Here is an 11956-nt window from a genome sequence, read left to right as displayed (position 1 = left end):
GTCGCCGCTTGACCACCGCGCTGCGCGCCTGGCCGCTATTTCGAGGCAGCCAGAAAGCCTGCAGCGGGCGCACCTTCAGTGGCGACACGTCGGGCCCGGCCAACGCCCCACGCCAGCGCCCTGGTCATCGACTCGCCAGGGCGAGAATCGAAGGCCTCCTCAAGGATAGCCATGCCACCCGGGGCGTACACCCCGATGAACATCTGGGTTTTGCCTGTCCGCGACAGCCGCGTCTGAACATCAATGTATGTCCCATCGTCGAGCGTCTCGTCGTGAGTTCGGTGATGAAGCGTCGGGTCAGCCCAGGCCCAGAAAACATCACCGCGAACTCTCATGAAGCGCTCCTACGACTTTAGTTGTAGTCAGGTGGTTAATTGCCACCATAGCGAACGTGCAGCTTTACGCAAATTCGTCTGACTCTTCTGTGAGCTGAATCGGACAATCGGCTATTCAGCAGATACCTCCTCTTCACCGAGGTGACGGATGACAGTGCGATCCATGCAGCAGCTATCCGTCGTTCAGGTCATGCAGCTGCAAACCCATACCTTGACGGAAGAACAGGTGGCCAGCGCCCGAAAGTGTGCAGCGTTCATGCGCAAATACCTTCCGCAGCACGTCACTGAGCACGCCGACGTGGTGATGGTCGGCGATTACGTAATGATCGACATCACGCTTCGCATGCTCAAGCCGCACGAGCCGAAGCGCGCTCAGGGATTTCGGGCCGACTACATCATCGACCGCGGGCTGTTCCTCGAACAGGCCAGCTGTACCGAAAGAAATTTCAGGAGCCAACCAGGTAAAGCCTCTGGGCAACGGCGTCTGCGAGTACGAAGCCCGGGCCCTTGTCGCAGCGAACGCATCCGACCTCATCGAACGCTATCAGCGCCTGACGGCCTGACGCCGCCGGCAGGAGATCCCCATGCCCACAGAACACCGATCCAGAGCGCACCAAGTAGCCAGCGTGACTACAGACACTAGCTGGCTTGAGCTATTTTCGACACGAATCCTTTAACGGAACAACTACCTCACCTCATTCGCAAAGCGGCCAACCGCCCCGACCACTTGTTTAGCGCCGTTTTGAATTTCCAAGATCACGGTACCAGCTTCATTAGCTAGTACGAGGCCTTGGTCTGCTTTTGCTCGGCTGCTGAATATTTCGCTAACAGCTTGATCAGCAAGCGCCTGGTTCTGTTGGACAACGCTCACGATTTCCTCAGTAGCCGAGCTGGTGTGACCAGCCAATTTGCGCACCTCATCAGCAACCACAGCGAAACCTCGACCTTGCTCCCCAGCACGCGCAGCTTCAATAGCGGCATTTAGTGCTAGTAGATTCGTTTGTGAAGCAATACCGCCAATGGTCTGAACAATAGAACTAATCAACGCAGACTGTTTGCCAAGTGCCTCGATGCTCTCGGTTGCCGCTTTCATTTGTTCAGCAATACTGCGCATGGTGTCGACTGTACGCGTCACTACCACCGCACCACGCTCTGCGCTCGAATCAGTTCGCTGGGATATATCAAAAGCAACGCCAGCTGCATCCTTAACTTCTTGCTCCCTTGCGACCTGGTCCGTAACAACGCTCGCAAACTTTACAACTTTAGACAGCCTGCCCTCAGTGTCGTGCACAGGATTGTAGGTAGCCTCGAGCCAAATATCGCTACCACGGGCATCGACCCGTTTGAAACGATCCGCGACGTACTCGCCACGATTGAGCGTCTTCCAGAAATTTTCATACTGGGGAGATGCAGCCTCTTCGGCGGGGCAAAATAAACGATGATGTCTTCCAACAATCTGGCTTAATGAGTACCCCATGGCCTCGAGAAACCGCTTGTTAGCTGTGATTACAGTTCCATCCAAGTTAAATTCAATGACGGCAGTGGACCGAACCAGCGCCTGGATGAGAGCCTCATTTTCCTTCGCCTGCTCCACGGTGCGAGTTATTTCACTGCCGTAACCCTGGACATAGGCGAGGCTTCCATCTTGATCTCGAATGGGGAGCCAATAGATTTTCAACCACGCAAGAGTACCGTCAGCGCGAAGGTAACGATATTCGTCATTTACGGGTTCAAATCGCGCTACAGCCTGGTTAAAGGCGTGAAAGCAAGGTAGTTCTTTAACGTAAGGCGGAACGATCTCAGAGAGCGGGCGACCATACAGGCTCTCGTCGGAATACCCCAAAGTTACTGAGAGAAGTCGGTTAAATGAGCAGATACGAAACTGTGCATCAAGTCTTATGGAGAGCATCCCTCTGTCCATCTGCTCGACCTGCTGACGTAGCAGTAACAGCTCCGCGCTCTGCTCTTGCAGAGTTTTTTTAAGATTACGGTTAAACATAGAAGCCTCCAATTTTTCTGGGTAAGAAAATATCAACACAGGCCTTCTTTCCTTGAGCGCCCAGTCATTTTTTGATTTCATCACTCTGCGTATACGGACGGGGTATGAAAAAATTCCCAGCCAGCTATTAAATAGCTATAGGATCAGGAACCGTGATCGTCATCCGACGACTCTGGCTTAAGGAACGGCTGAAGCACCTCGACAAAAGGACATGCATTCCGTTGTGCAAAGCGAGCGCCCCACAGGCCATGGCCTTTCTGTGCAACAGGTGGCCGCTCCCGCTTTAACGCAAAATACTGGAGGAGCGGAGAATTACCGCTAAAAATCGCAGTTCCATCTGAGATTCTGGATCACACTGGTAGCGGAGGCTGAGGTCTCTGGCTCAAAAATGGATCCAGGCTTCATGCGTTTTCGCTTGGTAGGACACAGCATCATCCCAGATGATGCCCTAGATACCGCCCGCAGAATCTAGGTGCAAGCCTTGAGTTACAGGTTTCAAGAACAAGGAGAGGCCGACGAACCACATAGCAAAAATTATCGTCGCTTAGCATTTGGACGAGTCCTGGAGGGCTGGCTCGAAAATACGTGCCGATGTCCCTATGCCTTCACTATGACATCAAATCGAACAGGGCACATTGCAATTCCAAATCCGTTCGACTCATGTGGAGCAGAATTTCGTCATGAGGTACGATGGTGAAGCTTTGGGTCGGCCCAGCCCCAATATGCCGGTCCTTGAATTCTCATAATTACTCCGTTCCAGCTGTTCTGTTCTAGGTCGTGAAAAAAAACATAGCGAACCTAACCATAGAGACGACTAAAACGACTTCAACAGAACAGGTGTGCCAAGCGTAGAACAACAACTCGATCAAGCGGCTTTGGGAACACACTACTTCCTAGTCTGCTGTCCCTTGGCCAATTTCTTTGTAAAGGCGAACGTTGAGGCAAAAACGAGCGGACGGGAAGCCGCATACACAACCCCGCATCTGGGCGCAGACTCTGAAATGACTTCTGCATCGTAAGCCCTGGCCAGAAGCCTATCGCTTTGACTAATTTCTCAGTGTTTTGCGCGATGGACCTGCCGTACCTGACTGGCCAGCGGCCGTCGGACGTGCTGTCCGTGCGAAAGGACGTAATGGTGGGGATCTAACTGCTGGTCAGCCAAGGCAAGCCCGAGAAGCGACTGAGGATCATCTTGGAAGCGAATGGTGTGAAGAACAGCCTGGGCCTGCTGCTCGATCGGATCATGCGATACACCAGCCAGCACCTTTCGCCGTTCTTCATCGTCAACGAGCACGGCAAGCGCATGAGCTGGCCGATGCTGCGGAACCGGTGGGCGGATGCCCGCGAGGCAGCCAAGGTAAAAGCCGAACTGGAAAAGAAGCCAGACCTGGCCAATCGAATCGCACAGTTCCAGTTCCGCGATATCCGACCGAAGGCCGCATCGGAGATCAACGACCTGAGCGAGGCAAGCGTGCTGCTGGGCCACTCGAAAGAGGGGATTACCGAGCGTGTTTACCGCCGCGTCGGCGCGATCGCAAAGCCCTCGAAAGGCTGAACTTTCGGAACTCCACCCCGAAAGTTTCGGAACTCTTGCCTTTTTTCGACCCATAAAGAAAAACCCCGCAGACGTTAATCTGCGGGGCTTTCGAATGGTGGAGGCCGAGGTCGGAATCGAACCGGCGTAGACGGATTTGCAATCCGAGAGACATTCTCTTTATTTTCAATAGGTTAAGACAAATACGGTTCCGCAAAAAATCACTTTCAGTGGCTCTGAAGACCTTTGAAATCAAGGGGACTATAGCCAGTTGCGGAACTGACTTTTCACCAGATATTCCCACTTCCACCGTTACTAATCCCCCTCCTCTGGCGCGCGGCCAAGTAGCCTGCCTCCCGCGAGTAACAGGACGGATCTGCTTTCCCGAGCAGCTGTCCGGCGACAGAACCGGCGAACTCCTCCAGCCCCCTGGGATCAGTAAGCGCCCCCGGTTACCTAATGGAGCTTCGGCAATTCGGTACCACGAACCTTGGCTATCAAACGAAGCTGGTAATCGGCGACAGCCTGGAAAAGCGATTCGGCAAGCCGCTGTAATCCCGAAAGCAGGCTATCCTCGCCTAAGGCCTTACAACTGACCCAAGAGACCTTCATGGACGAGAAAGCCGCAACCGCAGCAGACACTATGGAGCTGCTGATACTGAACCAAGCTGCTATCAGAGCAGCCTTAGAAGAGCTTTCGCTCTGGGTTAGTCAGCGTGGCTCAATCCATACACACGACAACGTCATGGCTGCTCTAATGACATTAGATACGCATGCGGAAGCTATCTTGGCTGGGATCGAACGCTTACGAGCTTGAACCCGAAAGGCAGTCCCAGCTGCCCAGCGTGATCTGCAGCGCACTGCCCCCCCAACCGCTATCTGAGGATTGCCTTCGGTTTTCCAGCCTATCGCCACCCACACCTGTCCTCGCACGATGATTGGAGACCGCTCTACATAACCCTCAAATTTCAAGAGCTGCAGTGATGATCATATGCTTCGGTACCATTGTTGTAGCACCAGCCTCGCAGGGTATGGGGGCTGCCTACTGCCCTACCTCTTATCCATATGCTCATTGATAGCTTCAGCAATGAGCTGTTTCTGACTGGTTTTCCTATTTGGAAGAAACTGCCACAGGGTCACGATTATAGAGAAGATGAAAGCAGCGACAGAGACATATAGACTCAAATTGCTACTATTCAAGTATTGCCCGATAAGGTTGTTTTTTTCTTTAATCGCAGAATTCAAGTTTAACAACTCATCTTTAATTTTATCATACTCAACCTCACTGAGCTTGTATGAAATCCCCCGAAAGTCACGCAGACTTTGTTCATCAAGCCCATCAAAAGGATTAACCTTATTATGCTCAGCAATAAGAATATTAACTTGCGAAATGAAATTAACACCCTCTGAATCAAGAGCCTCCCCACTTTTTAATCTTAACACCTTAAGATCATTCAAGACAGCCAAAAGACTCAAGGAAGCTTTCTCGTAATAAAGATGCGGCTTAATAAGCGGCCAAATAGTCTCAGCCGGTATATTAACCTCACTCTGATAAACCAGCTTTATATCATCAATATTACTGTTTTTCACTATAGCATTAGTTAAAGCCGTGCGTAGCTCCTCTCGTGGAACATATTTATCAGCGGTTTGTGACATCAAAGCAGAAAATGAAGCCACCGTAATTGCCACACTAGCTAAAACGCCAAATCTAAAAATACTCTTGATATTTTGCGACCGAGTTTTCTTTCCGAGCTCCTTCGCGACGCCCCTAGCTAGTTGATCTACAAATTCTTTTGGCGCATCAGACAGACCCTGCTCTTTTAGTTGACTTTGAATCTCTCGCCGCAACTCTTCTTGAGATTTCCCACGCCATTGCTCCTTAATTTTTAGTTTAAACTCACCGGCGCGAAACTTTAACCCTTGGTACTCCTGCCCAACCTCTCCCTTGCTGCTTTGCTGCCCACCAGGCTCCAATTGCTCCTTTGAAGCCTCATCGTTTATCGCGACTTCTTCAGGTTCAGCCTTACCATCAACCATGGCACCAACTCCCGTACCTATACAGCTTAATAGTTAATATACAAGAAGCGCGATAATCATTCGACCTGCTGTGCCTCGCTGCCACCTAGGGTGTCATCCTTTGTAGCTAAGGCGGTCGATGAGCTGCTGGTAAACATCGTATCAAAATGATTTAAGAAAGTTTCTGTCAAATGGCCATGATAATACCCATAAACCACCGACGGCATAAAAAATTTCTTCCTCCCCAGAATATTGAAAACAAGAGCACCACTAATAATCTTTGGACGAAACCAAGCTTTACCGCCCCAGTCACTAGCAACATGAGTATAGTCACCATCAGCATCCCTAACCCAAGTTGTGATTTTTCCCTTTGGATCCTCCTGATCAATTCGCTTATTGAAGTTATCCAGCAGCGCTTGAGGATCACTTGTAAAGAAGTTTACCGCCATTCCTGATCCCTCTGTTTCAGAAAGAGAAATTCAATACTAAACCTTCGTCATATTAACAAACTCATCCAAATCTGCCTATATCGCCAGTGCTTGAAGCTGTTGAAAATTTTATTCTGTCGCGGCTTTTAGAGCCGTTCTTATGAAACAATGCCGTAAAGCCCGTATTCCAAGGCCTAGAACGCTTTCAGTCTGCCGTCAAAACATCTCAAAGCCCAGAGCATCCAGGCAAGCACACACCAATAGTACTGCAGTAGGATCTGGAAAAGGCGCCCAAAACCCACAATATCAGGTCTTAGGCGCCTTTTTTTCTTGGCTTCCACATGTGCGTTGGCATAGATTGGCATTAAATGGCGAATAGTTTGCCTCAAGGATAGACCCGAGCGCGCCCATGGAGAACGAACCGGGTCTGACACTGACCCGGCCTAAACAAGGGATAGGGATTTGAACCCGCCCGACATGCGCAAAAGGCCGCGATAGGCCAGTAAAAACGGTTATCCTCTCCTGACCAACAGGCCTATTCAGGCCCGAAGCGTTCCAGATTCTGCCCTAAATTTGCCCTAAGAATATCGACGGTACTAGGAAACCATGACGGGCGACAAACCCTCAATCACAGCAGACACCTTGGAAATTTCCCTACTCAATCAAACCGACATCAGACCAGCACTGGAAGATTTGTCCCGCTGGATTAGTCAACGTGGTTCGATCCACGACAACATCATGGCAGCCCTGAGAACGCTAGACACCCACGCGGAAGCCATCTTGATCGGGATCGAGCGCCTGCAGGCTTAAATCAGCAAAGCGGCCTACTGCCTCCTCTGCTTCATCTGGCGGCCGAGCCAACATGCAGCGCGACGGCCCACCGATGATGGATTTGCATCTGTTTCCTTGGGTTATCATTTACTCATGAAGGTTTCGTATGCTGTCTCTGCAGCTCTAAAGGTTCGTACTTCAGTACCAATGCCACCACCGGAAACCGTAGCAGCGGCGATCTCCCGCGCAAGATCGACAACAGAGGAGTTTTTAAATCGGAAGTTCGATAACGCAAAAAAATCCTCATACCTAGTGCGTACATCACCATTCCAATCCATGCAGATCACATCCAGTGACTTCAAATGGTGCGATTCAATGACAGCAGATTTCAACAGGTATTTAAGATACGAGTCCGCTACTGGAAGTGAATAACCTACGAATCGAATATGGTTTGAGTCCTTTAGAATCTGATAAGCTGTTTTCCACGTAGTAACAATTGATGGGTGCGTTCCTTTTGCCCATGTAGGCGGCACAATTTCATTGGTATGCACAGAGCCGTGCAGTTTCGCCAAATGAGGCACTGACCATTCAGGATCGTACCCCTCAGTTTTGAAACCCAGAGACTCTATACCTGACGTGGTGAAAGAGCGCCCCAAATAGTCAGCATAGTTCTCCAGCAGCATGTCATAGTTTAAACTAATCACTGAGTACGCATAATCTTTATGCTCATCTTTTAGTAACACCGGCCCTCTGGGCGAAGAATTCCGATAATCATCAAACCGGACCCCCAAAAGCGAGGTAACAAAAATCCCAAGCGCCTCGATATTCCTTCCACCACGGAATATATGGTCATACCAGTTCGCAGCACGACTCTCAATTTTGAGTTTAGGCGTATAAGCCTCAATTGTTTTAATTATAAAATCCGAGAAGTCCGACGACAGCTTTCTACCATCAAGAAATTCAGACATTTCCTGAATCGAAAGTATCTCCTCAATATTCATTAAATCAGTACTATAATAATTTTTCGCATATGAAAGACTACGAATCTGCTCAAACACCCTCCCAAAATCCCTGTACAGATCTATATCGGAATAATAAAGATCTTTAGATTTTGCAAGAAAATTGCTCATGACAGGCAGCCCTGCAGGTGCCGAAAATCCTGCGCCAATAATGTAAGTAATTCGGTCCAATATCAACTCCCACTTCGTCAATTATAAAAATTTAAGCCTGATGAACAATCCAAAGACACAAGCCTAATAGTTATCCCCTGATTACGAGCAGCTGAGCCAACCAAACAGCACTTCAACTATAGTTCTGCTGTGACTTTCTGACGCTGCAGGTGTGCCTCGCGCTTAGAGTCGATAGTTTCAACAACGTTTTTGAGATAATCGTCTCTCCTCGATTGATTTGAAGGGTTACCCTCATGCGGCATTCCGGCATGATCACGAAGCTCTCGCGCCAGTCGTGAAGCCATTAGGCCAAATTCCGCATACCCGCGTCTCCTCGTCCAAAAGTACTCCGTATGACACGGAGGATCCCATTCATACTCGCTGATCTGCGACAATTTATCCTGGAGCTGCCGCTGCTTTTCAGGCAGACATAAAATTGGAAACATTAGTTTTTTTGGAAGCAGCTTCCAATCCACTGCAAATTCAAAAGGCCTGAACTCAGGGGCACGAGTAGTTACAGCATGCTCTTGGCCATCATCACCCGCCGGCCTACCAGATTCAGTACCGTCATCGCTTGCGACACCAGCGCAAGCATCTGCAAAACCTTCCAAATGGGAAACTGCAACAATACACAAATAAGCAATATTTTCTTTCCGCTTACTTCTGGAGGTCACGTATTCCTTGATTGCGACAAGCAAGTTACCAAGCACTACACCACTAATACCTGCCACCGCCGATATCACTGCTGAAACATTCCCAGAATCCATAGCACCCTTAGCTCCTAGTTAGACTATTGACCCAGAATGCAATGGGCCCAATCACCCCCGAAAGCAACCTCAGCGCTAAACGTTCGCGACCTTGCGGCCCTTGTCCGCCAGTACGTTCACCACGATAGAACGCCCTGCCTGCAGTAATGATAGCGGGACCAGGACCGTCATTGCGCCAAGCACTTCAGTACCGCCGCCGGCGTGGCATCCAACCCGCCGGCGGAGAAGACTGCCCCCAAGGCGGTTTTTTTGTGCCTGCGATTCGGTTCCGAGAATATCACTCGCCGGGGCGGGGTGTGCCAAGGAGGATCATCTGTATACAGAGAATCTGACCCTCAGCCCGAACCCGAACCCGAGCCCGAGCCCGAGCCCGAGCCATCAAGCAAAAACCAAAAGCTAGTGCCCGCGCGCACGAATTGAAGCGCGCCGTCCGTCAAGTCACTTGACGCCTGCAGGATTTCAAGCGGCGCGGCGCGAAGGTGATCGGGACCATGGCAAAACATGAAGTGCCGGAGCCGCTCGGATCGTGCAGGCCGCATGACCCGAGAGCGCCGAAGTGCTGCCAGCGGGCTTTTAATTGGGCAAAAAAACCCCGCCAGTGGCGGGGTCGTGTTGCTTACTGCATCAGGTCATCTGGACCACGGAGCTTGTCGAAAACGGCCCAAAGCCGCATCGCCGTACTCACCAGGTCCACGAGACGCCAAAACCAATGGTGTTTACCCATGGTGGCCCTCCTTTCTTTGGCGGCCTGGCTCATGCCCCACCCGAACGGAGTGATGGGGCACGCCTGTTGGAAGCAATGTCAGTCGCTCCAACGAGCCAGGGTTCTTGCCGTTCTACCCTTCGCAAGTCCGGGGCGGGTCTCTAGTCCGCCACCGAAGGGGCCAGCTTGCAGCGCTACCACCGGTCACTTGGGGCCGTTGTCGCTGCCGGCAGATGCAATATTACCGGAAAGTTTTGCGGTTGGAACTCCTAGTTATGTCTAAAATTCAACATATTGATTTAGAGAATTCCAAATCATTGATTTTAAAGGATTTATTTTTTTATTAGATAAGCTGTAAAAACGCGCCGTCAACTTCTTTCGGATGCTTCAGAGTTTAAAAACATCTTTAAAGACGGGAAATGCACGGTTTTCTATGTCACCGCTGGTTGAGTTCAATCCTTACACTGCGGTATATTGCTTGCGTCAGTCGCTCCAACGAGCTTTGCACCACCACTTCTCTAAATGGTGATGCGACAATCAAACCGCCCCCTCTAAGGCGGTTTTTTTGTGCCTGCGATTCGGTCTGTCAAGTCGCTTTACAGCGCCGCGCTACGGCAGCCACCCGCTGAGCATACCCCGCTGGGCGTCGCCGGGCGCAGCCCAAGGCCGAGCCAACCAGGCACCGCCCTGCCCGGGCGCCGGGCAAAATCTCTCTAGGCCGGGGATTTGTCCTATCCCCGGGCGCACCCGCTGAGGCAAAACATTTTTTGCCTTAGCTAATTGTTCCACAAAAATTGTTCCACAGAACCACTTAGGCCGGCGACGGCGCTTGGCGTTACGCTACAGCCGTGCATAGGTTATCAGTCCGACAGCTTGACGGCGCCCACATCACAGCTCGACGCGCAGACCGTCCAGCCCGGCGTCTTCGGCAAACTTCACCAACGTATCGAGCTTGGCCCAGGTCTTCACCGCCTCGCGCTTGGAGCGCACCGGGATCAGCCGCGCCGTGGGGCCGCCGACGCGGATGCTCAGGGTCCACTGGCTGCGGTCGTCTTCCCAGCGGCCGGCCACGGCCTCGCGCACCTGGTGGGTGCTGGCCAGCACGCGCAGGGTGTTCACATCCACCGCCTGGCCGATCACTGCATGGCCCCCCAGCACTGCTAGGCGGCGATTGGTGGCGTCCTCGATCACCAGGTACAGGCGCTCGATGTGCCCGGCCGGGATGCCGTGGGTGACGGTTTCCAGGCATTCCACCATGCCCTCGGCGCGGGCCTGGGCGATCAGGCAGTTGACCGGGGTGGCGGCGTCCTCGATGTCGACCAGGCGCCGGCGCAGCGCTGCCTCATAGGCGACGGGCAGGGCCAGCCCGGGCGGCAGTGGGTGGTCGTTACGCATAACGCGGCTCCTGGCTCCCCGGGGTCGCAGGCGAGCCGGCGGCGATCTCGAAATAGTCGCCGGAGGCGGACACTTCCAGCACCCGGCCGGCCAGCACGGTGCCATCGGGCAGCGCGACGGCCGCGCGGCTCAGCATTGGCTTGAGCAGGTCGACGCCCAGGTGCCGGTTGACCAGCACCGAGACCGGCGCCGTGGGGGCATGCTGGCTGACCACGACCTCGATCCGGGGCCGCGATAGGACAAGTGTGCACGCATGGGGGCTTTCCTGCTATGAGGGGGTGGGGTACGGACAAATCACTTTAGCGGTTTTGGTCGCCCAAATCGTTCTTTTTGGGTGACGCGGTCAGAAAAAAGGCCCCCAGCGCTTTCGAACTGGGGGCCTCGATTTAACATAGCGTCAAATTAGGCGCACGGGCGCCACTGCTGCGCCATCACAGCACACGCATGACCCCGCTCACCTCGCGCGGCTTGCCCAGCACATAGCAGGGGCGCAGGGTATTGTCCTTGCCATCGCCATAGGTGCTGGCCACCACGGCCAACAGCTTCCAGCCCTGGGCCAGGTGCTCATTCACGCGCTCGGTGCCGAACATCTGCACCACTTGTCCCGCTTCACTCATTTGCATCGGTCTTGCTCCTTGCTTTCGGGGTTATCCGCTGGCAGCGGGTAATGGCCGAGTGTAAGCGGTTTTCAAGCATTTGTTACCGCACGGGGGGTTTCGCAACAATTGCTCCATACGCCCCAGTGGTAGCAGCGCCACAAACGTTGTGCCGGGACGCATGGTCAGTCCTTCCCACGCCAGATGCTTATGTGGGCAATGGCAACACTGAGGTTTCGAAGT

At 52.4% G+C, this 11956-nt stretch carries 12 protein-coding genes and 2 pseudogenes; 4 read left to right on the top strand and 10 right to left on the bottom strand.

Going from position 1 to position 11956, the window contains the following annotated elements:
* Positions 1 to 35: 35 nt before the first annotated feature.
* Positions 36 to 335, bottom strand: coding sequence for a hypothetical protein (locus tag LVS58_RS16620; protein WP_233691983.1), 300 nt, complete (start codon positions 333 to 335; stop codon positions 36 to 38).
* Between the two features lie 163 nt (positions 336 to 498).
* On the opposite strand from LVS58_RS16620, the gene LVS58_RS16615 reads away from it, so the two are divergent.
* Positions 499 to 978: a hypothetical protein gene (locus LVS58_RS16615; protein WP_233691982.1), complete on the top strand. Its 480-nt coding sequence runs from the start codon at positions 499 to 501 to the stop codon at positions 976 to 978.
* A gap of 42 nt (positions 979 to 1020) precedes the next feature.
* On the opposite strand, the pseudogene LVS58_RS25340 reads toward LVS58_RS16615, so the two are convergent.
* Together LVS58_RS25340 and LVS58_RS25335 are read right to left on the bottom strand one after the other, a co-directional pair.
* Positions 1021 to 1458: pseudogene (locus tag LVS58_RS25340) on the bottom strand (methyl-accepting chemotaxis protein); the annotation flags it as partial.
* 99 nt (positions 1459 to 1557) lie between these two features.
* Positions 1558 to 2334: pseudogene (locus tag LVS58_RS25335) on the bottom strand (PAS domain-containing protein); the annotation flags it as partial.
* 1207 nt (positions 2335 to 3541) lie between these two features.
* On the opposite strand from LVS58_RS25335, the gene LVS58_RS16605 reads away from it, so the two are divergent.
* Together LVS58_RS16605 and LVS58_RS16600 are read left to right on the top strand one after the other, a co-directional pair.
* Positions 3542 to 3889: a hypothetical protein gene (locus LVS58_RS16605; RefSeq protein ID WP_233691981.1), complete on the top strand. Its 348-nt coding sequence runs from the start codon at positions 3542 to 3544 to the stop codon at positions 3887 to 3889.
* Positions 3890 to 4478: 589 nt separating this feature from the next.
* Positions 4479 to 4685 carry a hypothetical protein gene (locus LVS58_RS16600; protein WP_233691980.1) on the top strand — a complete coding sequence of 69 codons (207 nt, stop codon included), beginning with the start codon at positions 4479 to 4481 and terminating at the stop codon, positions 4683 to 4685.
* Between the two features lie 233 nt (positions 4686 to 4918).
* Here the strand turns inward: LVS58_RS16600 and LVS58_RS16595 are convergent, their stop codons facing one another.
* Together LVS58_RS16595 and LVS58_RS16590 are read right to left on the bottom strand one after the other, a co-directional pair.
* On the bottom strand, positions 4919 to 5905 hold the full coding sequence (locus tag LVS58_RS16595; protein WP_233691979.1) for a hypothetical protein: 987 nt from the start codon (positions 5903 to 5905) through the stop codon (positions 4919 to 4921).
* 56 nt (positions 5906 to 5961) lie between these two features.
* Positions 5962 to 6333, bottom strand: coding sequence for a hypothetical protein (locus LVS58_RS16590; protein WP_233691978.1), 372 nt, complete (start codon positions 6331 to 6333; stop codon positions 5962 to 5964).
* Between the two features lie 585 nt (positions 6334 to 6918).
* Between LVS58_RS16590 and LVS58_RS16585 the strand changes: the two genes are divergently transcribed.
* A complete protein-coding gene (locus LVS58_RS16585) occupies positions 6919 to 7122 on the top strand; it encodes a hypothetical protein (RefSeq protein ID WP_233691977.1) in 204 nt (67 codons plus the stop codon).
* Positions 7123 to 7226: 104 nt separating this feature from the next.
* Here LVS58_RS16585 and LVS58_RS16580 read toward each other — a convergent pair whose 3' ends face one another.
* The 5 genes from LVS58_RS16580 to LVS58_RS16560 all read right to left on the bottom strand — a co-directional run bounded on the left by LVS58_RS16580 (position 7227) and on the right by LVS58_RS16560 (position 11740).
* The gene (locus LVS58_RS16580; protein WP_233691976.1) at positions 7227 to 8273 is read right to left on the bottom strand and encodes a hypothetical protein; all 1047 of its coding nucleotides are present in this window, start codon (positions 8271 to 8273) and stop codon (positions 7227 to 7229) included.
* 116 nt (positions 8274 to 8389) lie between these two features.
* A complete protein-coding gene (locus LVS58_RS16575) occupies positions 8390 to 9019 on the bottom strand; it encodes a hypothetical protein (protein ID WP_233691975.1) in 630 nt (209 codons plus the stop codon).
* A gap of 1591 nt (positions 9020 to 10610) precedes the next feature.
* Positions 10611 to 11117: a hypothetical protein gene (locus LVS58_RS16570; protein WP_233691974.1), complete on the bottom strand. Its 507-nt coding sequence runs from the start codon at positions 11115 to 11117 to the stop codon at positions 10611 to 10613.
* Positions 11110 to 11331: a hypothetical protein gene (locus LVS58_RS16565; RefSeq protein ID WP_233691973.1), complete on the bottom strand. Its 222-nt coding sequence runs from the start codon at positions 11329 to 11331 to the stop codon at positions 11110 to 11112. Before LVS58_RS16565 ends, LVS58_RS16570 begins: the two co-directional genes overlap by 8 nt.
* 217 nt (positions 11332 to 11548) lie before the next feature.
* Positions 11549 to 11740, bottom strand: coding sequence for a hypothetical protein (locus tag LVS58_RS16560; protein WP_233691972.1), 192 nt, complete (start codon positions 11738 to 11740; stop codon positions 11549 to 11551).
* Positions 11741 to 11956: the final 216 nt, after the last annotated feature.

It is taken from the genome of Pseudomonas sp. JR33AA (assembly GCF_021378985.1).
In the GTDB taxonomy this organism is placed as follows: Bacteria; Pseudomonadota; Gammaproteobacteria; order Pseudomonadales; family Pseudomonadaceae; genus Aquipseudomonas; species Aquipseudomonas alloputida.
This window is presented reverse-complemented; position numbering and strand designations above follow the sequence as displayed.